The organism is Murimonas intestini, from assembly GCF_024622195.1.
GTDB classification, from domain to species: Bacteria; Bacillota; Clostridia; order Lachnospirales; family Lachnospiraceae; genus Murimonas; species Murimonas intestini.
Map to the genome: position 1 here is coordinate 806,004 of NZ_JANKBI010000001.1, position 24,378 is coordinate 830,381.

Consider the following 24,378-nt stretch of genomic DNA (forward strand, 5'->3'; position numbering starts at 1 on the left):
TTTTACGCCTCCTTCTGTTTACAGCAGCTCTTTTATCTCGCTGATAAAGGAAAAAATATCTGCATTCTCACAATAGTCTTTGTTTACGATCCTGTGGGGCACTTTTGGGGTATATCCGTCACAGATTTCCATCAGCCTTGCCGACACGCAGTTGGGACTGATATTGTCAAGTGATATGATATTGTCATTAAAATCCTTCAGGTCCTTATTGGCAAAAGTATTCGTGATCACCTTCACCTCGAATACGCTCATCTCCAGCGGCGGATAGCTCGGATGAGGGGATGCCATCAGTGAGATGCCCGCATATGACTCTTTTAAGATATCCGCATATCCCTTCAAAGTAAGCTTACCCACTGAATGGATCACTTTGCCGTTTCCAAGATCTACATCTTCATGCTGCTCTCCCGCAGAATAGATTTCCCACTCACCAATGTCCTTCTGCATCCAAACCCATTTTTTCAGGGCAGCCACGATCAGATTAAAAGCATTCCTCTCAGTTCCCGGTCTGCCGTAAAGGAGGATCTGCTTCTTTTTATCCAGAGTGTCCCCCGCCTTATAAAGCTCCTCTTTCAGACTCGCATTCAAAACAGGCTCAAATGCATATTCATGCTGGAAACGGAAGCCGTTAAGCTTGAAATAATCCCTCAGAAGCCCTGTATTAAATATGGCGATCTGGGGATACCTGTTCTTGTAAGAAGCCTCAGCTAAAAGATACCTGGTTGACCATGGATAAAATCCAGGTTCAAAATCCTGTATAAAATTTATAAAAGGCCGGGGCGCAATCCCCTCTTTTTTTTCAAATTCTTCACAGGCTTCCTGGGCACAATGGGCTGTCCACCAGCCTGTAAACATAAAAATATCTTTATCAGACACGCCTATCTGCCTTCCATACCTGTTGCTGTACGGCACTATCTGTGCCCTGTCAGTACTGTCCTGTTCAGGCTCCAGGAAGGTATAATCTGTGCCATATTTTTTCCGGGCTTCTTCTGTAGGCGGAGAATCTACCAGAATGATCCTCCTGTCATATCCCGTCTTTGCAGCCAGCTCCTCAAAAAATTTCAGTGCAGTGGAAATACCTCCGAACACATGCTCCGGATTGACAGAAGGAACCAGAAGGTTGATCCTCTTCCGGGGAAATTCTGTCTTTCTGAATGTATATGGAGTTATTTCCGCCACATTTGTATCCAGCGGCGTCGTTTTATCCAGCGCCACATTGGCAGCTTTCCTGATAATACCTTTGACTAAGTTTTTCATAATATTATTCCCTTCTACCCATTTCTTCTGCGGGGTATGCAGCTCTCCGGATCCAGATTGATATTATAGTAAGGGTCAGTATGGTTATGATAGTTCTTATACATCTGATAAGACAGCTGGAAATCCACCTCAGGGATATCCCTGGCATCCCTGCTCTTGGATTCATAATGATACAGCTTCACATATGGGTCATATACATTTACAAGACCTCTGTTTATGGCCCTGATACAGATTTCTATATCACTGCCGCATACGATAAATTCCTCATCAAAATTCCCGATCCGCTCAATTGTCTCTCTTGATATGGCCATACATGCCCCTGTCACAGCAGTGACATTTCTGGTAACCATTGGAGAAATGAAGGGTGAACCATAGTGGACCGGCTTCATACCTTTGAATATATGGTCAGCCCAGCCGCCTATCCCTGTCACAACACCTGCATGCTGGATCGTGCCGTCCTCATATAAGAGCAGCCCACCCACTACGCCCGTGCCTTTTCTCAGGGCTTTCTCAGCCAGCCGCTGCATCCATTCCGGTGATATGACTTCCATATCGTTATTCATAAAAATAAAAACATCTCCTGAAGCTTTAGTAATTCCCAGATTATTCAGCTTAGACCAGTTGAATTTAAACGGTGCATCGATCACCTTTACATTGCTGTATGCTTCCTGAAGCTCTTTAAAGCACCGGAAGGTCTCCTGCTCCTTTGAATTATTATCCAGGATCAGGATCTCATAATCAGGATAATCCGTCTTCTCCTCAATGCTTTTTATAACAGCCCTAAGAAGGTCTGCATGATCCTTTGTAGGCATGATAACTGACACCTTCGCCGGCTTCATGACAGGATACCTGACGTCATAGACAAACAGCGCTTCCGTCTCGGATGCGGATGCCCCTTCCGGATATACACTGTCCAGATACTCCTGCACGGCGCGCAGCCCCGCTGTCTGGGCATATGGCTTAGACTCCGGATTAGCTGCCGTAGAGCTTGGCAAATCCCTCCAGGAATACAGAATTTTAGGTATATGTGCTATTTTCTCTGCCCTCCGGCTCATCCTCAGCATCAGGTCATAGTCCTGGCTCCCGTTAAATTCACTACGAAATCCCCCTGACGCTTCGAACAGAGACCGCTTAAAGCCCAGCAGATGTCCGATATACATTTGGCCAAGAAGCAGGTCCATGGAGAAATCCGGTTTATGCAATGGCTCCCTGTGGCAGTCATACTGATCTATAATATCCTGGTCACTGTAAATAATATCAGCATCCGACTTTTTGATTTCTTTATAGAACTCATAGAGGGCATGGGGTGCCAGCACATCGTCATTGTCCATCAGGAGGATATAATCCCCCTTTGCAAGCCCCGCTGCCTCATTTGTTGCTCTGGAGATGCCGCCGTTCTTTTCCAGGAATGTCACATGAATCTGCTCATCCTTTATATTTCTTAAGAATTCCCTTGTCTCCTCCTTAGTGGAACAGTCATCAGCGATACAAAGCTCCCATTCCAGATAAGTCTGGGCTTTCACCGAATCTATAGCCTTGCGGATCCATTTTTCTTCTACATTATATACCGGCATGAGGATTGAAAATAAAATATCACCATGGAAAGGACCCTTTTCCGGCTTTACTTCCCACTGACCAGATTCAGGGGACACTTCAAATGCCGCCCTGCTTTTCATATTGCTGAGGAAGCCTTTTATCCCGTTATTTTTCAAATATTTTATGCCTTTAAAAAGAGTGCCGGGCCTGCGGATACACAGCCAGGCCATGGCAAAAAACTTCCTCATCTTAGCCATGCAGATTGTCCCTCCTGTAATGGACCCTGGAATCCATGTCGCAAAAGCCCACTGTTGTCTTGTCAGATATCACCTGGATGCAGCAGATATCGTACAGCCTGTGATAGACTACAAGCTCGTCCTGCTCATAGCCCGTGCATCCCAGGGAGAGCAGCTGCTGTCCTCCCTGAAGAATCATTTTCTGTGTAAATGAAATTTCTGCTGTCTCTCCTGCTTCCGCTACTCCCGTCTCCACCTTTTCAATGACTGTATTGGTGCCTGATATTTCATTGCCCTTCAGATCCTTGATGCTGAATGCAAATATGGGATTCTGAATCCTGGCATTGAAGCGCACCTTCATCCTGATCGTAAACTCAGTCATCTTGTAAATAGTATTTGTTATCATGCCTTCCTCATCAAAGATGCCAAAGCTCTCAATGACGGCTCTTCCGTCTCCATAATTCTCATGGTTGGGATTAATAAGCATATAATCCTTCCAGCAGCTGCTGTCCGTATCAGATATACTGCCTGTTCCTCCTGATGCATGTGAAGCTTTTTCCAGGCTCTGTCCTTCCGGCGCCCCGCCGTTCATATGGCCCTCCAGCACTGATGCGTCAGGGGCCTGTCCAACGAGGATCTTCTTATACAAGTCGATCATTTCCTTAGTAGGACCTTCTGCATACAGCTGCCCGTCATTAATAATGATACATCGTTTACAGTACTTCATGACACTTCCCATATCATGAGTGACAAACAGCACAGTCTTTCCGCTGTTTTTAAGCTCTTCCATCCTCTTGTAGCATTTTGCCTGAAAGAATACATCACCGACTGAGAGCGCTTCATCTATGATCAGGATATCAGGATCCACGCTTATGGCAACAGCAAAAGCCAGCCTGGCAAACATTCCGCTGGAATATGTCTTGACCGGCTGGTGGATAAAATCCCCAATATCTGCAAATTTCAAAATCCCTTCCAGTTTTTCATCCATCTCTGCTTCAGAGAAACCCATCATAGTGCCGCTTAAATACGCATTCTGTATCCCGTTGTATTCCGGATTGAATCCGGCCCCCAGCTCCAGCAGCGCTGATATTTTTCCATTGATCTCAACAGTTCCCGCTGTTGGCGTAAGCACCCCTGTAATGATCTTCAGTACAGTTGATTTGCCCGCCCCGTTTTTACCAATGATTCCCAGCATCTCACCCTTTTTCACCTCAAAGGATATATCGTTTAATGCATGAAAATCCTTATGGTACTGCTTCTTGCTGATACTGAACGCTTCCTTAAATCTCAGCGTCGGCTTGTCATAAAGCCTGTACACCTTCGAGACATGTGATACTTTTATTGCAATCTCATCCATAGACTTCTCTCCATCACTATAATACATCGGAAAAATGAGGTTTCAGCTTTCCGTATACTTTTCTGCTTATTAACAGCATCACAGCCACAAAAGCCCAGAAATAAAGAGTCATTCCGGGACGCTGTACAAACCAGACACCGTCGATCATTGTATCTCTATATCCCTGTACAATATAGAACATGGGATTTAATTTCAAAATCACAGACACCACTTTTCCAAGCATCTCCGAATGATTGCTCACTCTTGCTATCATATCAGAAAAGACCCACATGATAGGAGTCATCCATACACCGATCTGCATGAATATCCCCACGATCTGGGTGGTATCCTTAAAAAACACTGCCACAGAAGCTGTCAGATAAGAAATAGCCAGGGACAGGGCAACCATAGAAGCCGAGTAATAAATAACCTGTATCACAATGATGCCAGGGAAATATCCCGCCACAGCGTATGCAATGATCAGGACGCCGACAAAAAATACATGCACATATAAAGATGAAAGGACCTTGACCAGCGGCAGGATCTTAATCTCAAACATCACCTTTTTCACAAGATAATTATACTCCATAAAACAATTTGTTCCATTGATGACCGCTTCTGAAAAGAAAAACCAGGGAACAAGACCCGCCATAAGCCAGAGCACGAAGGGTATATCTGTGTTTGCCACCGGACCGGCCTTGAGAGCCAGCTGGAAAACGAACCAGTACAGCAGTATAGTCACCAGGGGCTGGATAAAGCCCCAGATGACACCAAAATACGAGCCGGCAAACCTGGTTTTAAAATCATTCTTAGCCAGATACATAATCAATTTCTTGTTATCTTTCATACCACTCATAAAAAATTATCCTTTTCTGTCCGGGATTCATAATCGTTTGCCCCCACAATTATTTACCGCTATTATATTCCGCAAAGCTTCCCCACTTCTGATCCTTGTCAGAAATGATCAGCTCCATGCCTTCCTTTATCGGCCACTGAACACCGATTTCAGCATCATTCCAGGCAAGTCCGCCTTCATCATTGGGATGATAGAAATCCGTACACTTATATGCAAATTCTGCATTTTCTGACAACACAAGGAACCCATGCGCAAAATTCTTCGGAATGAAGAACTGCTTCTTATTTTCAGCAGACAGCACAACCCCATACCACTTTCCGTATGTGGCAGAGCCCTCCCTCAGGTCCACGGCAACATCGAAGACTTCACCGGAAACGACTCTAACAAGCTTATCCTGAGGATAATTGATCTGGAAATGAAGTCCCCTCAGGACACCATATTTAGAGGCTGACTGGTTATCCTGCACAAACTCCATATCGATCCCCGCCTCTTTATAATCGTTATAATTATATGTTTCCATAAAATAGCCGCGTTCATCCCCGAAAACTTGAGGTGTGATAACTTTCAGTCCCTCTATTTCACATGTTTCTACTGTAATCTTTCCCATGTTTATAACCTCTTCATAATTATTTTGTGTAATATTTAAAGCCCTTCCGCAACTTCCACAAGATACTTTCCATATTCTGTCTTCAGCAGAGGCTGAGCCAGCTCCATAAGCTGTTCTTTATTTATAAATCCCTGCCTGTATGCGATCTCTTCAATGCAGGAAATATAGAGTCCCTGGCGTTTCTGGAATGCTGCCACAAAGTCAGCCGCATCCAGCAGGGCGTCGTGGTTGCCTGTATCCAGCCATGCGAAACCGCGCCCCAGCGTCTCTACCTTCAGAGTACCACGGCGCAGATACTCATTGTTAACACTTGTGATCTCGATCTCTCCTCTTGCGGAGGGCTTTACATTTTTAGCAATCTCAATTACATCATTGTCGTAAAAATAGAGGCCGGGAACAGCATAATTAGATTTAGGCTGCTCAGGCTTCTCCTCAATGGAGAGTGCATTGCCTTCCTCATCAAACTCCACAACCCCATACTCTCTCGGATCTCTTACATAGTAGCCGAAAATAGTAGCTCCGCTCTCCCTGGATGCAACTTTTTTCAGTATTTTCGAAAAGCTCTGTCCATAGAAGATATTATCCCCCAAAATAAGCGCCACACTGTCGTCTCCAATAAATTCTTCCCCGACAATAAACGCATCCGCCAGTCCCCTGGGCTGCTCCTGCACAGCGTATGACATATTCAGCCCCAGCTGTTCCCCTGTCCCGAAAAGGTCCTTAAAGACAGGCAGGTCCCTGGGTGTAGATATAATCAGTATATCCCTGATGCCAGCCAGCATAAGGATAGACAGAGGATAATAGATCATCGGCTTGTCATATACGGGCATGATCTGTTTTGAGATTGATTTAGTAAGCGGATAAAGCCTTGTTCCTGAACCTCCCGCTAAAATAATTCCCTTCATAATCAATTAACCTCCTGATAATTTATATTTTTTAAATAACAAGACAAAATAGCAGTGCCAAGACGGCACTGCTGTCTGCCTTATTGATACATATCCTTATAATATTTCTGATAATCTCCGCTTGTCACATGCTCCATCCAGTCCTCATGCTCAAAAAACCACTGGATCGTGAGACGGATACCATCCTCAAATTTTGTCTCAGGATACCAGCCTACCTCTGCCTTGATCTTATCAGGAGCTATGGCATATCTTCTGTCATGTCCCTTCCTGTCAGCCACATAAGTAATGAGCTTCTCACTTACAAGCTCTTTTCTCGGGTCGCCTTCAGGAAGCATTTCCTGCAGAGTATCAAGTATAATATGGATGATCTCAATATTCTGCTTCTCATTATGCCCGCCGATATTGTAAGTCTCAAACAGACGTCCCTTTTCCTGCACCATATCAATGCCCTTTGCATGGTCTTCCACATAGAGCCAGTCACGCACATTTTTGCCATCACCGTAGACAGGAAGTGGCTTTCCGTGCAGCGCATTATTGATAATGAGCGGAATCAGCTTCTCCGGGAACTGGTACGGTCCGTAATTATTGCTGCAGTTTGTAATATTAGCTGGAAACTTATATGTGTCCATATATGATCTGACCAGCATATCAGAGGATGCCTTGCTTGCAGAATAAGGGCTGTGGGGTGCATACGGGGTTGTCTCATAAAAATAGCCGCCGTCTTCCTCCAAAGATCCATAAACCTCATCTGTAGATACGTGCAAAAACTTCTTATCTTCCTTATATGTGCCGTCCGGCAGTTCCCATGCAGCTTTGGCTGCATTCAACATAACAAGGGTTCCGAGTACATTCGTTTTCACAAAAACATCAGGATTCTTAATACTCCGGTCCACATGGCTCTCTGCTGCAAAATGCACTACCCTGTCAATTTCATTTTCTTCAAAAAGCTTCATAATGGCAGCTGAATCACAGATATCAGCCTTAACAAAAGCATAATTCTCCCTGTCTTCAATATCCTTCAGATTCTCCAGATTCCCTGCATATGTCAGGCAGTCCACATTTATTATCCTGATCTCATTTCCATATTTTTTAAACATGTAATGAATATAATTAGAACCGATGAAGCCTGCACCCCCGGTTACCAGATAAGTTCTCATTATTTTCCTCCAGAATCTTTTCTTTTTTATAAATTTTCATTTATTATAACAGACAATTTCTTATACTTCAACACTTAATCTTTTATCGTGCCAGAAGGGATATGCTCCTTTCTACAAGCTCATAAACTACAAGATCATAATCTTCTACATCTGCCCATTCATAATATCTGGACCTTAAAAAAGTCATCCGGCTGAAGCACTGCCCCAGCGGCTGCACAAGAGCATCTGAAAAAGAGTCCCCCAGGACAAGCACATTTTTCCCTCCCGGAGCTTCTGTCTCATAGTGTGCCAACAGTCTCTCCTGATCATAATCCGTTTGTTTGACTTTATATTTGTTATCCATAAAATATATACTGTCGTCCATCATTACCCCTGTGCCAAGAAGATTCAGCAGGTCACCAGTCCAGACCTTAGAACTGTAAGAAATTTCCGAAATATCAGGAAGACCCAGCCTAAACTTTTCAGATATCTCCATTGCTGCCACGTATCCTCCAAGAGCATTCCAGTGGGTGTCTGTCTTATAATAGAGCGGATACTTTTCTTTATAACTTTTTAATTCCTCACGCGGATAGATGCAGGGAATCTCTGTATTTTCAAGGATATAATCCACCGCCTGCACAGTCCTGGTATAATCTGATAACGGCCTGTACGCATCAGGCATGTACTCATTATATACACTTTCTTTGTTTGGCCCTATCAAAAAAACAAAATCCATATCCCGCTCTTTACAATAATCATAGGCCTTTTCAACTTCCTCTACAATTTTACCTAATTGTTCCCGGGTGTATAGTTCACCGGAATAATCCTTCAGTGAATCTGTATCCTTATCCGCTTCTTTGGAATTGTAGAACAGCCATCCTTCCTTTCCGAGAATAACGGCCGGATTAGATGTCGTGTGGAAAATCTCTTTTTTCGTTACTGCTTCTATCTTTTTAAGCCACTTTCTAAATGGGATATAATCATCATAATATGCTTCAAATTCACCGGCATAATCAGAATATGTATCAATGCTCAGTTCCGGCCTTACAGCCAGATTTCTGTTTTCAGTATTTTCAACCTTTACACTTCTGGAAACAGGGTCCAGGATCAGGTAACTAAATATGAAACACAGAAAAATACCTGTTATTATTTTTTGTTTCATAGCCCCTCCTAGAATCTGAAATAAATGAACGGATTATAAGCTCCGCTTCCCAGCATTACAGCAGCCGTCCCCAATATAAATACACACAGGATAACCTCTGACACATCTATAACCTTCTGGTTGATATGCGCCCTGACAAATCTCTCAATCCTGCCCCTTAGTACTCCGGACATTAATACTGCGCCTGCTATACAAGTCAGAATATACGGCGTTACAAATACCCCTGCTCCTAAAAAGGTTTCCTTTCCAAATGAGACCATCGCCTGCAGGTAGCCCAAAGCATATGACAAGTCTTCTGCCCTGAAAAATACCCATCCCACAATAACCATCAAAATTACATAAATATGGTTCACAATTTTTACAGGATTCTTATCCAGCAGCCTTCCCAAAAACAGCCTTTCAATCACAAGAAGCACTCCATGGAACATTCCCCATATTACAAAATTCCAGCTGGCGCCATGCCAAAGGCCTGTACAGAAAAACACAATAAACAGGTTTATGTATGTCCGCCCATTGCCCTTTCTGCTGCCGCCAAGCGGAATATATAAGTATTCTTTAAACCATGTAGAAAGTGAAATATGCCATCTGCGCCAGAATTCTCTGATAGATTTCGAAACGTAAGGATAGTTAAAGTTTTCTTTAAATTCAAATCCAAACATCTTTCCTAACCCTATTGCCATATCCGAGTATCCTGAAAAATCATAATAAATCTGCAGGCTGTAACAGATTATCCCGGCCCAGGCAGTCCCGAACCCCAACTCCGCTGTTGTAAGGCCAAATATCATATCAGCAGCACCCGCCAGAGTATTCGCAAAAATCATTTTCTTGCCAAGGCCCCAAATAAACCGCTGTACTCCCTTATAAAATTTCTCAGCGGTACACTGCCTGCTGCCAAGCTGTTCATTTATATCGTGGTATTTTACAATAGGCCCGGCAATGAGCTGCGGAAAAAATGATATGTACAGCGCCAGGGATATAAGATTCTTTTGTCCCTTTACTTCCCTCCTGTACACATCAATCACATAGGAAAGCGCCTGGAAGGTGTAGAATGAGATGCCGATAGGCAAAGCGATCTCAACATGGGGCAATACTTCAGTACCTGCTATACTATTAATTGATTCCACGGCAAAACCGGCATATTTAAATACTCCAAGCATGCCCAGGTTAAGGACAACTGCTGTTATCAGCCAAAATTTCTTTTTAGTCCCCCCCTCTGTCCGCTCCATGATACAGCCAAACATATAATTGATCAGGATAGAAACTACCATCAGCAATATATAAACAGGTTCTCCCCATGCATAAAAGAAAAGGCTGGCTGCCAATAGTAGAACATTCCGCCATCTTTCCTGGGCCAGATAATAGAGCACTAATACAACTGGTAAAAAAAGCCACAGAAATATACTGGAACTAAATACCATTATCGTGTTTCCTTTCCTTAATAGAAGAATCTGGCCCCTACATAACCTATGAGACCGTCTGCATTCACTTTGTACCACCCCTGTGCATCTTCTAGAAATTCAACTGTCTGGCCTGCCTCCAGCACGCCGAGTATCTCTCCTTCATAGCTGGGTGCCTCACGGATGTAGACAGCTCCGTTGGTTGTAATATATACTGGTTCCGGCGGAATATCGGCCTCTGTCTGAGGAGGATCCGTCTGAGGTGCTTCTGTCTGCGGCGCCTCTGTCTGGGCAACTTCTGTCTGGGGTGCCTCTGTCACAGGAGCCTGTGTCTGAACCTCTTCTGTTTCCGCCGGCTCTGTCTCAGAAGTCTGCCTGCTGTCCGGGGTCGGTTGTTCTTTCTCAGATTCTGTCTCTTTTTCAGTATTCTTCTCTGTCTTTGTTTCCTGCTGTGTTTCGCTTTCTGTCTCTTTGGAAGTTTCCGTCTCCCTGCCGGTCTTTGCCGCCGGCTCAGAAGTAATATTTTTGATCAGCCGGAAACCAAGGAAAATCAGCACCAGCAAAATGATAACTGCCAGCCCCAGCATAAAATACCTGAGGTTATCTGAGAGCCATTCTTTAAATTCTTTCATCTTCCTTTCCTCCTATCGTTTATTCCCGCGGGCAGCGAGCCAAGTGAACATGCTGCATATGCGTTTACCAGTATTCAGACCTTCTTCAGCTTAGCAAAAGAAGCAAACATTTTCTTCACACCCGCTTTATCAAAGTTAACTGTCACTTCATAGTCTCTTCCGCCGTCTGCAATCTTTTCAACTATCCCGACTCCAAACTTTATATGCTGCACGGTATCTCCCACCTCATACTCAAGCCCCTCGCCCTTCTTCGGTTCCGGCGCCTTATTTTCAAAGGGCCTGGACAGAAAAGCATTTTTAGCCTGGGCAAAAGCATTTTGGCGCGGCATCTCCTTTATCCTGGGCAGGATCTCATTTGTGGCGGCCACCAGTCCTTCCGGTATCTCATGCACAAATCTGGATACCCTGTTAAACTGGGTCTCTCCCCTGATCATCCTCTGTCTGGCGCTGGTCAGTGTAAGGCGCTTCATGGCTCTTGTTATCCCCACGTAACAGAGACGTCTCTCCTCTTCCAGATCTGACGGATCATCCGAACTTGTGGTCATATAGCTTGGGAAAATTCCATCCTCCATTCCCGCCATATACACATTTGCAAATTCCAGCCCTTTGGCGCTGTGGAGTGTCATAAGCACAACATAGTCACTCTCCTCATCAAGGCTGTCAATATCCGCAACAAGCGCCACCTCTTCCAGAAAACCGCTCAAGGTCGGTGTCTCTGCGCTTTCCTCATATGATACCACCTTAGTGATCAATTCATCAATGTTTTCAATGCGTGCCTTAGCCTCATCCGTATCCTCAGCCTCCAGCTCTTTAACATAGCCAGTCTGTTCAATGATCTCCCCCAGAAGCTCATGCACAGATAAAAACTCCTGCTGGCTGCGCAGCGTCTGAATGAATGTCACAAAGGGCGCCAGTTTGACAGAACTTCTGCCGATGGAAGGTATCTTGTCCGCTTCCTTTAAAGCGTCATAAAAGCTGATGCCCCGCTCCACAGCATAATCCTGCACTCTTCCAAGAGTCGTGGCTCCTATCCCCCGTTTGGGGACATTGATGATCCTGCGCACAGCCAGATCATCTTTGGCATTATCCACAGTCTTTAAATATGACAGAAGGTCTTTTACTTCCTTCCTGGCATAGAAATTTATTCCGCCTATTATCTTATATGGGATATTCGCCATCAGGAATTTTTCTTCAAACATACGTGACTGGGCATTTGTCCTGTAAAGTACGGCACAGTCGTTATAGTGGAACTCCCCTTCCCTGACAAGCCGGGAAATATCACCTGCTATATATTCCGCTTCCTCATAAGCAGTCATAAACTGCCTGCATTCCAGCATATCCCCTTCGTCATTATCTGTCCACAGGCGCTTTTCCTTACGCTCCATATTATTCCTGATCACATCATTGGCTGCATTCAAGATATTCTTAGTAGAACGGTAATTCTGTTCCAGCTTGATGGTCCGCGCATTCGGGAACACCTTTTCAAAATTCAGAATATTTCCAATATTAGCCCCTCTGAACTTATAAATGGACTGGTCATCATCCCCGACCACACACAGATTCTGGTATTTTGAGGCCAGAAGGCTCACCAGCAGAAATTGGACTGTATTTGTATCCTGATACTCATCTACCATAATGTACTTAAAGCGTTCCTGATAATAATCCAGAACATCAGGACAGATGCGGAACAGTTCAACTGTCTTTACAAGAAGATCATCAAAATCCAGCGCATTGCTGTTTTGCAGCTGTTTCTGGTATTCCTCATATGCCTGTGCTATCTTCTGCTTCCCATAATCCCCGCCTGCATTCAGCCTGTACTCCTCAGGAGATATCATTTCATCTTTCGCTGATGATATTGCTCCAAGGATCATCTTTTCCTTGTATACTTTCGTATCAATTTCCAGACGTTTGCAGACATCTTTCATCACTGTCTTCTGGTCATCACTGTCGTAGATCGTAAAATTTGTTCCAAAGCCCAGCCTTTCAATATGCCTTCTCAAAATGCGCACGCATGTGGAATGAAAGGTAGACCCCCAAATACTCTCAGATCCGAAACCGACCAGTCTGTCAACCCTCTCCCTCATTTCCTGAGCCGCTTTATTCGTAAAGGTGATGGCCATAATATTCCAGGGGTTGATCCCTTTCTCCTCAATCAGATACGCTATCCTGTGGGTCAGCACCCTTGTCTTGCCTGAACCTGCCCCCGCCAGCAGCAGCAGAGGGCCATCAGTATGGAAAACAGCATCCCGCTGCATGTCATTTAATGTATCATAAACACTCATTTTTTTACCACCTGACTTTATATTTGCGGCCGGACAGCTCTTATCTGCCCGGCCACTCTACATTATATAACAAAATGCCTGTTCTGTCATCAATAAATGCATATGAAAACACCTGAGTTACTGTTCACTCCGTGACCAGTAACACGCTCCGCGATGCACAGAAACGGCAAAAACCGCCGTTTCGCGCTGCAACCCTCGGGATTTTCGTGCAAATATGCACGAAAACACCTCGCGGGATGGTGGCGTGTGAACAGTAACACACCTGACATCAAATTTACATTTGGAAGCAAAAAGGGCTTGTCATCTAGTATTAAAAACTATATAATGTAATGGAGGTGACTAAAATGACAATAGATACAAAAGATATGTTGGGCAGTATTATGAGCAGTCTTTCCAGGATTGACTATATCAAGCCTTCCGATATCCCTGGCATTGATTTATATATGGATCAGGTAACTACTTTCATGGACGCCCATCTGGCTGCGTCAAAACGCCATTCTGAAGATAAGATCCTGACAAAAACAATGATAAATAATTATGCAAAAAATAATCTGCTTCCTCCGCCGCTGAAAAAGAAGTATTCCAAGGAGCACCTTCTTGTTTTGATCTTTATTTATTATTTCAAAGGAATACTTTCGTTCAATGACATACAGGCCCTGCTAAATCCTGTCACTGAACACTATTTCCAGTCAAAAGGCCAGTTGGACATGGAGGCTCTTTATAATGAGGTATTCAGCCTGGAAAAGCTCCAGGTGGAAAAAATACAGAAGGATATCGCTGCCAAATACAATACTTCTCTGACTACTTTTTCTGACGCTCCGCCGGAAGAAAAAGATTCACTGCAGTTTTTTTCATTTATCTGCCTGCTCAGTTTTGATGTATATATCAAAAAGCAGCTAATTGAAAAATTGATTGACGGACTTTCCGACGATGGGCCTGAGAATAAAAAAGATATGGAATAAAAAACAGCAGAGTGTGTTTATCCGGCACTCTGCTGTTTTAATTCTATTTATCCATCCTGTCAAAAACCATATCATATCCATCATTACCATAATTAAGAGAACGGTTCACACGGCTTATCGTCGCTGTTGACGCCCCTGTCTTCTCTGCTATCTCCAAATATGTTTTCTTCTCACGCAGCATTTTTGCCACTTCAAAACGCTGCGCAAATGACAGTAACTCATTTACAGTACATACATCCTCAAAAAATTGATAACACTCTTCTTTATTCTTTAAATTTAAGATGGCCTCAAATAAATGATCCACGGCCTCTGTCCTGATATTTTTACTCATAAGGCTGCCCCTTTACATAATCTTATCTGTATTATTTGCAGCTGTCTCCTGTGGAGCAACTGCTTTTACCCTGTTATTTTAGCACATTAAAACTTCACTGTAAAGAACATAATTAGTTACTTACTGGCTGCGCTTCCTGTATCTGTTTATGTACTTTTTGTACTCTTCTACAGAACGATTAACTATCAGCTCCTGAGGAAAGCCCATACACTCCAGCAGCGGATCCAGAAAGCAGTGATTTCCCACATCCTCCTGAGTATGGGCATCACTGCCCAGAATAACCGGGACTTCATACTTCATGCACAGATCGAGCAGCTCCACATCATTTGGTATGGGATTCGTCCTGGCTCCCAGGGGATGCAGCGAATTATTATTGAGTTCAAGCAGCACATGGTTCTCTCCTGCCGCTTTTACAAGCTCCTCATAGTGGAGGGGATACCTGCTGTCATCAGGATGCCCTATTATATCTACATACTGGTTCTGCATGGCTTTTACAAGCGCACGTGTATTCTCCTGAGCTGTTCCGGGCCTGATACAGGGTGTGTGGAGGCTTGCGATGACCACATCCATCTGCTTCAGAAGGTATTCGTCCATATCCAGCTTCCCGTCAAAATCCATGACATTTACCTCTGTGCCGAACATGACCTCCACACCATAGATCTCTCTTGGCATGATGCGCAGGTTCATAAAATAATATTCCATGCAGGTTCCGGGCATAGCCATAGAATGTTCCGTGATCCCAAGCAGCTTCAGCCCCTTATCGGCAGCAGCCCCGGCCATCTCATGGACTGTGCTGTATGCATGTCCGCTTGCTATGGTATGTGTATGAGAATCTAATACATATTGCATCTGTATCTGCCCTTCTTTCCAAATTTATAATGATATACCTTGTCGTGCGGAGCACGCCCATCCGTAGGATTAAATTATGGGATGCACGGAGGTGTATACATTTTCTTACACGTATAATGTGTTATTATACGTTGAATCGCTAAATTTTGCAACCCACAAAAAGCCACAACAAGCAAACAAACTTAACAATATTTATCCAAGATGCTGATTCTCTGAAGCCCTTACATACCCTATAAAATGATTTCTGTAGAGGATTCTGAAATACTCAGCAAGTCTTCTGTATCCGGGGCCCTCCGCTCCTGAAAAATGCTTTTCCATGAGAAGGGCAATCTCATAGATACTTCGTTTTCCATCCATCTGCTTCCATGCAAAGCTGCCTGTCTCATCCAGTCTGATATGGCTTATGCCAGGCCTTTTAAACAGCTTTTGCGCTATCCAGTTATAGAACCCTCTGTTCACCATGTGCACTGTCACTATACCTTTTTCATCCAGATCCCATTCAAATCCAGGGTCCGGAACCGGTATATAATCCAGATAATTATTTTCTTCTTTTTTCATTTCACATACCTCATATACTCCATTTTTAGTCTCATTTATTATCCACAGCCTCTGTCTTTTGCTTTTTCCAGAGCGAGAACTTCAGAAGACTGAAAACCAGCAATGCAAACGCCGCTATTCCCACAAGCTTTGCCGCCTCTTCTGACATCAGCCCCTCTGTAAAGGAGGACAGCAGCGCACCCACATTCTCAGCCCCGCCAATTTTACTCGGGATAATCGCAAGCACTGCCAGCAGTATGCCGACAAGCCCCTCTCCAGCTATCAGCCCTGAACTGTACAGCACTCCTCCGTCGACTGACTCTTTCTTCTTATCATCACTTATATTCTTTTTCCTCTCAATGGCATATCTCACAAGACCCCCTGCCATCATAGGTATACTGAGGTGGATAGGCAGGTAAAGGCCTACGGCAAACGGAAGCACCGGCACTCCCAGCACTTCTGCCGCCAACGCAGTAAACACGCCGATAAAGACCAGATTCCAGGGCAGATTTCCGTCCATCACTCCCTCCACGACCATTTTCATCAGTGTTGCCTGCGGCGCTGACAGCTCCGGCGACCCATACCCCCAGGCTGCATCAAGCAGATAGAGTATTCCTCCGATTGCCACTGCCGAAGCCAGTACACCTATGATCTCTCCTATCTGCTGCTTTTTCGGAGTCGCTCCCAGGATATATCCTGACTTGAGATCCTGGGAGGTATCGCCTGCTATTGCTGCAATGATACAGATAACGGAGCCGATTGCAATAGCTGCCGTCATGCCGGCCCTTCCCCCCTGTCCCGCCGCTTTTAAGGCCACAGACGCTATCAGCAGGGTTGCTATAGCCATGCCCGACACCGGATTATTGCTGCTGCCTATGAGGCCCACCATGCGGGAGGAAACTGCTGCAAAAAAGAAACCAAAGACTACGATCATGAGGGCTCCAAAAAGATTCACCGGCACAGCTGGAAGAAGCCAGATGGCCGCAGCCAGCAGAAGTACACAGACTGCTATGACAGGCATTGGCAGATCCTGTTCTGTCCTGCTGCCGCCTTCCCCGCCCTTTCCAAATCCCTTCACAGCCTCCAGGAAAATGCGTGCTATAAGCGGAAGGGATTTTACAAGGCTTAATATTCCTCCACAGGCTACTGCTCCCGCCCCTATATATTTAATATAATTGCTCCATACTCCAAACGAGCCATGCTCTGCATAAATACTGCCTACAGACACATGTGCCGGAAACAGGATCGTCCCTGAGCCAAACAGTACAATGAGAGGCATCATCACAAACCACGCTGTAATGCCCCCTGCCAGAAGATATGCAGAAATTCTCGGGCCGCAGATATATCCCACTCCGAGAAGCGCAGGGAGTACATCTGCTCCGATGCCTGCACCTTTGTATATTGGTATCTCATAATGGACTTCACTGGGAAACAGCTTCAGTCCGTCTGCAATAAATTTATATACTGCAGAGATTCCCAGACCAGCAAATACCGCCGAAGCCCTGGAGCCTCCCCGCTCACCTGCCAGGATCACCTCCGCACATGCAGTTCCCTCAGGATATGGCAGAACGCCGTGTTCCTTTACAATAAGCGCTTTTCTCAGAGGAACCATAAATAAAACTCCCAGGGCTCCTCCTATAAATGCTATCAGGGCTATCTCTGTGACAGATGCAGCCTCCGTCCCCCATTCTCTGGCCCACAGAAAAAGTGCCGGAAGCGTGAATATTGCACCTGCAGCGACAGATTCCCCGGCAGAACCAATTGTCTGGACCATGTTATTTTCCAGGACTGAGTCTTTTTTCAAAATGACCCTGATAACTCCCATAGAAACTACTGCTGCCGGGATCGAGGCAGACACCGTCATCCCCACCCTGAGCCCCAGATATGCATTTGCTCCTCCAAATGTTATTGCCAATATAATACCCAGCAGTATTGAAGTCCCGGTAAATTCAGGAACTGTTTTTTCAGCTGCTATAAATGGTTTAAAATTTTTATCTGAAATATCACCCATAATGTCTCTCCTTCATATGTTACTGTTCACTCCGTGACCAGTAACCTTCATATGCCATTACCTATATTATGGCCGAAATAATTATTGACATTCTTGGGAAGTTATGGTACTATAAAAACAGTAATAATTACTATTTTATCAAAAGGAGGATTTTCTATGGAATTAAAGGGCAGCAAAACAGAGGCGAACTTATTAACAGCATTTTCTGGTGAAAGCCAGGCGAGAAACAAATATACATATTATGCCAGCCAGGCAAAAAAGGACGGTTATGTACAGATAGCAAATCTCTTTCAGGAGACAGCAGATAATGAAAAAGAGCATGCCAAAATGTGGTTCAAGCTTTTGCATGACGGAATCAAAGATACCGCTTCTAATTTAAAGGACGCGGCCGCCGGTGAAAATTATGAATGGACAGATATGTACGCAGGTTTTGCAAAGGTGGCAAAGGAAGAAGGCTTTGACAAAATCGCATACTTATTTGAAAAGGTTGCTGATATTGAAAAAACCCATGAAGAAAGATATTTGAAGCTTTTAGAGAATCTCGAGAGCGGCAAAGTATTTATTAAAGACGGACAGGTTGCATGGCAGTGCTCTAACTGCGGTCATATCCACTATGGTTATGAAGCTCCTGAAGTATGTCCTGTCTGCAGTCATCCAAAGGCCTATTTCCAGGTTAAAGCTGAAAATTATTAATACTCGTAACTGTTCATTGTTTTTGCACGGACTATGCAGCAAATCCACAGTCCTGCACTGAACATTTACTAATACTCCATTTATTCAGAGGGAAATTTTAAAACATGACACCAGGGATGAAAACACTTAAGCGTAAATTAAGCATAACTTTGGATTATACCGTTATTGATGAAATCAAGGAGCTGGCTGAAAAAGACGACAGGTCTGTTTCTCAGTATGTGAACCTGATTTTGAGAAGGCACCTGAAACAGCTGGAAAAAAAGAGAGAAGCTGAATCGAAATGATACTGCCTGATGTATATTTAAAATGAAGGGTATATGGTCAAAGTTCAGCCTTCTGAACTTTGATGGTTTTTGACCCTCGCGGCAGCCGCCCAGGTCAGGCTTGCCTGATCCTGGTTCTTTGTCCGCGGAAACAAAGAGGCATTGCCTTGTATCATTTTAGATACAGGCAGTGCCTCTTTTATATCTATAGCATATTTCCCGGCTCTGTCATCTGCCTGGAGCAAACGATCTTTCAGCTATAGAATACACTTTCAAAGCCGTATCCTGCTTTACAGGCATCCTACTTGGCAGCTTTGACGGCATACTCTGTGTTCACCAGTTTATCATAAGGGGCGCGCTGGCTCAATTCACCTGCATCCTCCAGGATATCCTGAAGCAGATTGAAACTTTCCTCTTCAAATACCAGATTTTCTTTCCAGGTATTCTGATCATAATAACGTTTTACTATAGTCGTGATCGTCTCCAGGTCCGTCTCCTTAAACTGCGGTTCGATCACTTTTGCTATCTCTTCCGGAGTATGTGTATTTACATAGTCCATACCCTTCTGAAGTGCATTTGTAAATCCCTGGACAACTTCAGGATGCTTCTCCATAAAACTGGTTTTTGTACAATATGCCGTGTAGGGAACATATCCCGAATCCACACCAAGAGATGCCACCACATAACCGCTTCCCTCTTTTTCAAGGGTTGTCGCACCAGGTTCAAACTCAACAGTAAATTCTCCCTGGCCTCCTGAAAAAGCTGCAGCTGTTGATCCAAAATCAATACTCTGGTTAATATTCAAATCTGCTGCCGGATCAATACCATTCTGCTTTAAGATATACTCAAATACCATTTCGGGCATACCGCCCTTCCTGCCTCCCAGTACATCCTTCCCCTTCAGATCCTCCCACTTAAAACCGGGCATCACTTCCCTGGCCACCAGGAAATTTCCTGCCCGCTGAGTTAGCTGGGCAAAATTGACGGCAAAATCAGCCGCCCCTTCATTGTAGGCATAGATAGAAGCTTCACTGCCCATGAATCCGATATCTGCTTCGCCGGATACCACTGCCGACATGGTCTTATCCGCTCCAAATCCAGTTACCAGAGTCAGGTCGATTCCTTCCTCCTTAAAATACCCTTCTTCAATAGCTACGTACTGCGGCGCATAAAATATAGAATGTGCCACCTCATTTAAAGTTACCTTTTCCAAATCAGAACTTTTTTTACATCCGCCCAGTATGCCTGCGGCCCCTAACACTGCTATCAGGCCGTATGCTGTAAGCTTTTTCATAAAACTCCTCCGCTTCATACATAAATACTTTTCATCTACTATTGTATGAAGAAGCACGGCATTGGTGAATGTCCGTTAAACATTGAATTTGAACATAAAAAAGAGAACCACAAATGTCAGCTCACTTCCAATCCTTGCGGATTGTTTTATCTTTAGTAAAATACGCTGGCATCTGCGGTTCTCTTTTAGTATTATAACCTTTTTCGACAAAAATATCAAGAATAAATTTATTTTTTTATTTCCTGGATTTCATGGTCTGTTCCCCGGATCGTGCGCGATATGAGATACCGGGGCCTCCCTTTTACTTCCTCATAGATTTTAGAGATATAATAACCTATTATTCCAAGGCTGAACATGATGATGCTGCCTATGATGAGTACGAGGAGAATGACAGTTGTAAAGCCTTCTACTGCGTGTCCGCTGAAGTATTTTATCAAGGTCTGGACTCCCAATATTAAGCCCACCAAAAAAACTAAACCTCCGGCAATCGTCACAAGCTGCATCGGCATTGTGGAAAATGCAACGATATTTGTAATCGCATATTTAACAAGAGACCAGGTTGACCATTTTGATTCTCCTGCTTCTCTTTCCCTGACATCAAATTCAACCGAGGTTGTTCTATATCCCACCCAAGAGGAAAGCGCTCTGAAAAAAGCGTTTCGTTCCGGCATAGCAAGCAGTGCTTCTACCGCTTTCCTGTCCATCAGCTTAAAGTCTGACGCTCTGGACATGTCCAGTTTAACAGCTTTAGACATCATTTTATAAAACAGTCCTGCGCTGGCTTTGTGAAGCACACTTTCCTTTCCTCTGCTTTTTTTAACCCCCTCAACAACTTCGTATCCCTGCTCCCAGAATCTGTACATCTCCACTACTGTTTCCGGAGGATGCTGCAGATCACAGTCCATTACTACGCAGCAATCTCCGGCAGCATTAGCCAGTCCCGCAAAAATAGCTGATTCTTTGCCGAAATTTCTTGAAAAATGTACTCCTGTTATTCTTTTATTTTGATTACAAATTTTCTCTATTTTATTCCATGTCAGGTCTTTTGATCCGTCATCCACAAAGACCAGCTCATAGTCAATTTTTTCTTTTTCCATAAGCCCGCTGAGTACACCCGCTGTCTTATCAATCATCTGCTCTTCATTATATGCAGGCAAAACTATGGACAATTTTGGCATATCGATACTATCCTTTCTAGCTATATTTATTTTATATATTCCCAGTTTTAACTAATGTTTTCACTATACCACACTCTTTTTATTTTCGCAATTGTAATTCCGCATAGAAATATGCTATACTATTTACACTAATTACGTTTGAAGGAGAAATTATTATGAAAAACACGACACTTGTAATCATGGCTGCTGGCATAGGAAGCCGGTTCGGCGGCGGAATCAAGCAACTGGAGCCTGTAGGCCCAAATGGTGAAATCATCATGGATTATTCTATCCACGATGCCCTGGAAGCAGGATTTAATAAAATTGTCTTTATTATACGAAAAGACCTTGATAAAGACTTCCGCGAGATTATTGGAAACCGTATAGAAAAAATTGCTGACGTTGCCTACGCATACCAGGAACTTGACAACCTTCCTGATGGCTTTACAAAACCAGCGGATCGCACCAAACCCTGGGGTACAGGACAGGCTATCCTCGTCTGCCAGGACATTGTAAAAGAGCCTTTTGCAGTTATCAATGCTGACGATTATTACGGAAAAGAGGCCTTTGTAAAGATCCACGATTACCTGATCAGCATGCAGCCTTCCAAAGATAAATTTAATTTCTGCATGGCCGGTTTTATATTAGGCAACACTTTAAGTGATAATGGAAGTGTGACAAGAGGCATATGTGAAATTGACAGCGAAAACCATCTTCTGAATGTAAACGAAACCCATGATATTATTAAAACTGAAGACGGAGCTGCTGTAATGAATGCGGACGGCACAACCGCCCCGCTTGACCCTCAGAGCCACGTATCCATGAATATGTGGGGATTCACTCCTGATCTTTTCCCGGTTCTGGAAGAGGGCTTTATTGAATTTCTGGGTTCTCTCTCAGCTGATGACCTGAAGAAGGAATACCTGCTGCCAATCATAGCAGACCAGCTGATAAAGAATGGCCGTGCCCAGGTGACACTGCTTGAAACGAATGATAAATGGTTCGGCGTCACTTATAAAGAAGACAAGGCCTCTGTAACAGCTGCCATAAAAGACCTCATTGAAAAAGGTGTTTATCCGGCGAAATTATTTGCTTAAAAATAATGTTAAATTAAGTATGATCAATTAGAACCATTAAATGCACAGAAAAGCACCTTAAAAATCCCATGAGTATTATGGAATGAATTAAATTTCCATACTTCATGGGATTTTATCTGTTTAATTTTCTTCCTCTGATCCCTGTTTTGAGGCCTCAGCCGGCCATTCTTCAATTAACTCCTTTACTTTTTCTTTTACCTCTTTATACCTTTTCTCCGGTACGGGGAGCAAACTCCCATTGTGCAGCCTGATCTGATACCTTTCTACTTTCTCCACATAATGTACGTTCACCAGATAACTCCTGTGTACTTTTACAAAATACCGGGGCAGGCGCATCCGGAACGCAGCCAGCTGCTCATTTGCCACTATAGTCTGCGTCCGGCAATGAATCTCACTGTTCATATTTCTTGCCTCAATGAACATGATCTCCTGGATATGCAGCAGATATGTGCAGCCTTGTTTTCCGTGTACAAGAACCTTTTCTTCCCCCATATCAATATCATTCAAATGTACATGCACGATCTTCCAGACTTCATCTTTTCTGCTCCAAAAAAATGAGGCCCTCCTGCAGCATATCTCCCCCTTCTCCACACCTGCCACATTATAGTGAAGAGAAATAAAGCCTATATCCTGTTCACTGTCAATACACTGATACTCTTTCTCCCGTACAATGCCTTTATGTCCTTCTAAAAAACGTTCCAGATATTCTTCCGCTTCATTGACTCCTGAGCAGAATGTTTTATCCTCAAGACCTGCAAGAATAATCTTTTCATCCATCATTTGTATGGCTGCTGCGATATCATGCATATATAAACTGCTCAAAAAAATCTCAGTCTTCTTCTGCAGCATGTACTCTACCTGATTCATATACTCCTCCTAAAGATGCTTCCGCCTCACAAAACAGCGGGTATTAAGTAGTTATAAAAACTTCTTCTATTAATTAAAACGCATCTATTAGGATTTTGTGACGCAATTATTTGGCCCCATCTAAAACCTGTCGTCGTATTTGAGAATATTTCTTGGCAGGAACAGGAAGCACATCGCCTCCTCTCAAGTGAACACAATACCGCTCCAGCCTGGTTATGTATCCTGTATTTACCAGATAGCTTCTGTGAATACGCAGAAAGTAATCCGGCAGCTTCTTTTCCCACTCAGAAAGCGATTCCTGGGCCATGACAAGCCGCTCCCTAAAATGCAGCTCACTTCTGACATTCTTTGCCTCCACATAAAGCAGCTCTTTGGGATTCAGCCACAGATCATTGCTTGTCTCATCCGGTATCTTTACTGCATTATCTAATAAAATGGGATTGTCTGCCTTTTCTGGCTGTGACATATGGATATACAGTATTTTCCACACATTCTCTACCTGTTTCCACAGGAATGAAAATTTTACCGTATATTTTCCTATACTATATACAGCTTCAGGTTTTGCAGACTTTTTTTCAATTTCTATAATACAGATCAGCATACAGGAGTCTGTATGCAGCTGCATTATTTTAGAACTAAGTATTTGAATATCCTGTGCTGTTCCCCAGCCTGCCATCTGCTCGATCAGCGATTTTGCGTTTTGTTCTCCCTGGATCTTACTATTTTTATATCCTTCCATAAACTTGATATCGGGATGGAGAAAAGACCAGTCTTTTGGCCTCTCTCCCCTTCTTGCATCATCAATGACCTCATTTATAATACCCAACAGCTGTTTTTTTAAATCTTCCATCTTCTGTCCTCCCATCATGCCTGCACATAAGACAGCAATTCTAAGTTTACACATTTACTCATAATATCCATAACTGTTCAGCTTCATCCATACTACAGCCGGTCAGTTATCTATATTTTACCATTTTT

The 24,378-nt window shown here is 43.7% G+C and carries 23 protein-coding genes; 4 read left to right on the forward strand and 19 right to left on the reverse strand.

The genetic code is table 11. The features are described 5' to 3' along the window. Positions 1-18: 18 nt before the first annotated feature. The 11 genes from NSB28_RS03740 to pcrA all read right to left on the reverse strand — a co-directional run bounded on the left by NSB28_RS03740 (position 19) and on the right by pcrA (position 13,339). On the reverse strand, positions 19-1,254 hold the full coding sequence (locus NSB28_RS03740; RefSeq protein WP_109624134.1) for a rhamnosyltransferase WsaF family glycosyltransferase: 1,236 nt from the start codon (positions 1,252-1,254) through the stop codon (positions 19-21). A gap of 14 nt (positions 1,255-1,268) precedes the next feature. Next, a complete protein-coding gene (locus NSB28_RS03745) occupies positions 1,269-3,047 on the reverse strand; it encodes a glycosyltransferase family 2 protein (RefSeq protein WP_257497440.1) in 1,779 nt (592 codons plus the stop codon). After that, the gene (locus NSB28_RS03750) at positions 3,040-4,383 is read right to left on the reverse strand and encodes an ABC transporter ATP-binding protein (protein ID WP_109624133.1); all 1,344 of its coding nucleotides are present in this window, start codon (positions 4,381-4,383) and stop codon (positions 3,040-3,042) included. The genes NSB28_RS03745 and NSB28_RS03750 overlap by 8 nt, the downstream gene beginning before the upstream one ends. Before the next feature lie 16 nt (positions 4,384-4,399). Further along, the gene (locus NSB28_RS03755; RefSeq protein WP_109624132.1) at positions 4,400-5,218 is read right to left on the reverse strand and encodes an ABC transporter permease; all 819 of its coding nucleotides are present in this window, start codon (positions 5,216-5,218) and stop codon (positions 4,400-4,402) included. 49 nt (positions 5,219-5,267) lie between these two features. Further along, positions 5,268-5,825, reverse strand: a complete 558-nt coding sequence (gene rfbC, locus NSB28_RS03760) for a dTDP-4-dehydrorhamnose 3,5-epimerase (RefSeq protein WP_109624131.1) — start codon at positions 5,823-5,825, stop codon at positions 5,268-5,270. 35 nt (positions 5,826-5,860) lie between these two features. Then, complete coding sequence (rfbA, locus tag NSB28_RS03765; RefSeq protein ID WP_109624130.1) at positions 5,861-6,730, reverse strand: glucose-1-phosphate thymidylyltransferase RfbA; 870 nt, start codon at positions 6,728-6,730, stop codon at positions 5,861-5,863. Positions 6,731-6,810: 80 nt separating this feature from the next. Then, entirely contained in the window at positions 6,811-7,887 is a 1,077-nt protein-coding gene (rfbB, locus tag NSB28_RS03770; RefSeq protein WP_109624129.1) for a dTDP-glucose 4,6-dehydratase, read from the reverse strand. 82 nt (positions 7,888-7,969) lie between these two features. Beyond that, positions 7,970-9,028: an alginate O-acetyltransferase AlgX-related protein gene (locus tag NSB28_RS03775; protein ID WP_109624128.1), complete on the reverse strand. Its 1,059-nt coding sequence runs from the start codon at positions 9,026-9,028 to the stop codon at positions 7,970-7,972. 8 nt (positions 9,029-9,036) lie between these two features. Further along, the gene (locus NSB28_RS03780; RefSeq protein WP_109624127.1) at positions 9,037-10,446 is read right to left on the reverse strand and encodes an MBOAT family O-acyltransferase; all 1,410 of its coding nucleotides are present in this window, start codon (positions 10,444-10,446) and stop codon (positions 9,037-9,039) included. 17 nt (positions 10,447-10,463) lie between these two features. Continuing rightward, positions 10,464-11,057, reverse strand: coding sequence for an SH3 domain-containing protein (locus NSB28_RS03785; RefSeq protein WP_109624126.1), 594 nt, complete (start codon positions 11,055-11,057; stop codon positions 10,464-10,466). A gap of 74 nt (positions 11,058-11,131) precedes the next feature. Beyond that, positions 11,132-13,339, reverse strand: a complete 2,208-nt coding sequence (pcrA, locus tag NSB28_RS03790; RefSeq protein ID WP_109624125.1) for a DNA helicase PcrA — start codon at positions 13,337-13,339, stop codon at positions 11,132-11,134. Positions 13,340-13,683: 344 nt separating this feature from the next. Here pcrA and NSB28_RS03795 point away from each other — a divergent pair, with 344 nt between their 5' ends. Beyond that, entirely contained in the window at positions 13,684-14,301 is a 618-nt protein-coding gene (locus NSB28_RS03795; protein ID WP_109624124.1) for a DUF1836 domain-containing protein, read from the forward strand. Positions 14,302-14,344: 43 nt separating this feature from the next. Here NSB28_RS03795 and NSB28_RS03800 read toward each other — a convergent pair whose 3' ends face one another. The 4 genes from NSB28_RS03800 to NSB28_RS03815 form a co-directional block, all read right to left on the reverse strand. Beyond that, complete coding sequence (locus tag NSB28_RS03800; protein WP_109624123.1) at positions 14,345-14,632, reverse strand: YerC/YecD family TrpR-related protein; 288 nt, start codon at positions 14,630-14,632, stop codon at positions 14,345-14,347. Between the two features lie 120 nt (positions 14,633-14,752). After that, the gene (locus NSB28_RS03805; protein ID WP_109624122.1) at positions 14,753-15,481 is read right to left on the reverse strand and encodes a phosphatase; all 729 of its coding nucleotides are present in this window, start codon (positions 15,479-15,481) and stop codon (positions 14,753-14,755) included. A 192-nt stretch (positions 15,482-15,673) separates the two neighbouring features. Then, entirely contained in the window at positions 15,674-16,039 is a 366-nt protein-coding gene (locus NSB28_RS03810; RefSeq protein ID WP_109624121.1) for a PqqD family protein, read from the reverse strand. Positions 16,040-16,070: 31 nt separating this feature from the next. Then, complete coding sequence (locus tag NSB28_RS03815; protein WP_334304786.1) at positions 16,071-18,020, reverse strand: OPT family oligopeptide transporter; 1,950 nt, start codon at positions 18,018-18,020, stop codon at positions 16,071-16,073. Between the two features lie 165 nt (positions 18,021-18,185). Between NSB28_RS03815 and rbr the strand changes: the two genes are divergently transcribed. Together rbr and NSB28_RS03825 are read left to right on the forward strand one after the other, a co-directional pair. After that, positions 18,186-18,722 (forward strand): rubrerythrin, encoded by a 537-nt coding sequence (rbr, locus tag NSB28_RS03820; protein WP_109624119.1) that lies wholly within the window; start codon positions 18,186-18,188, stop codon positions 18,720-18,722. A gap of 104 nt (positions 18,723-18,826) precedes the next feature. Beyond that, positions 18,827-19,006, forward strand: coding sequence for a toxin-antitoxin system protein (locus NSB28_RS03825; RefSeq protein WP_306812110.1), 180 nt, complete (start codon positions 18,827-18,829; stop codon positions 19,004-19,006). Between the two features lie 280 nt (positions 19,007-19,286). Here NSB28_RS03825 and NSB28_RS03830 read toward each other — a convergent pair whose 3' ends face one another. Next, positions 19,287-20,279: an ABC transporter substrate-binding protein gene (locus NSB28_RS03830; protein ID WP_109624117.1), complete on the reverse strand. Its 993-nt coding sequence runs from the start codon at positions 20,277-20,279 to the stop codon at positions 19,287-19,289. Positions 20,280-20,506: 227 nt separating this feature from the next. Continuing rightward, the gene (locus NSB28_RS03835) at positions 20,507-21,457 is read right to left on the reverse strand and encodes a glycosyltransferase family 2 protein (protein ID WP_109624116.1); all 951 of its coding nucleotides are present in this window, start codon (positions 21,455-21,457) and stop codon (positions 20,507-20,509) included. Positions 21,458-21,612: 155 nt separating this feature from the next. Here NSB28_RS03835 and NSB28_RS03840 point away from each other — a divergent pair, with 155 nt between their 5' ends. Beyond that, a complete protein-coding gene (locus NSB28_RS03840; RefSeq protein WP_109624115.1) occupies positions 21,613-22,533 on the forward strand; it encodes a nucleotidyltransferase family protein in 921 nt (306 codons plus the stop codon). A gap of 120 nt (positions 22,534-22,653) precedes the next feature. Here NSB28_RS03840 and NSB28_RS03845 read toward each other — a convergent pair whose 3' ends face one another. Then, the gene (locus NSB28_RS03845) at positions 22,654-23,400 is read right to left on the reverse strand and encodes a LytTR family transcriptional regulator (protein WP_109624114.1); all 747 of its coding nucleotides are present in this window, start codon (positions 23,398-23,400) and stop codon (positions 22,654-22,656) included. 106 nt (positions 23,401-23,506) lie between these two features. Continuing rightward, complete coding sequence (locus NSB28_RS03850) at positions 23,507-24,250, reverse strand: LytTR family transcriptional regulator (RefSeq protein WP_187374110.1); 744 nt, start codon at positions 24,248-24,250, stop codon at positions 23,507-23,509. Positions 24,251-24,378 lie beyond the last annotated feature (128 nt).